This window comes from Salmonella sp. SAL4457 (genome assembly GCF_046548235.1).
GTDB lineage: Bacteria > Pseudomonadota > Gammaproteobacteria > Enterobacterales > Enterobacteriaceae > Salmonella > Salmonella enterica.
In genome coordinates this window covers 1-236 of the sequence record NZ_JBGDZO010001330.1, presented here as the reverse complement: position 1 = coordinate 236, position 236 = coordinate 1, and the positions used below count along the sequence as shown (strand labels likewise).

Annotated in this window: 1 pseudogene; it reads left to right on the top strand. The window is 66.5% G+C overall.

From position 1 onward, the window contains the following. A pseudogene (gene purH / locus ACLJNW_RS28505) lies at positions 1-236 on the top strand (bifunctional phosphoribosylaminoimidazolecarboxamide formyltransferase/IMP cyclohydrolase); the annotation flags it as partial.

The window sequence follows — 236 nt, the reverse complement described above, 5'->3', positions numbered from 1 at the left end:
CTCCGGGACAACGGCATCTCTGCCGTGGAAGTGGCCGACTACACCGGCTTCCCGGAAATGATGGACGGTCGGGTGAAGACCCTGCACCCGAAGGTGCATGGCGGTATCCTCGGTCGCCGCGACCTGGACGGCGCGGTCATGGAGCAGCACGGCATCAAGCCGATCGACCTGGTGGCGGTCAACCTGTATCCCTTCGAGGCCACGGTGGCCAGGCCCGACTGCGACCTGCCTACCGC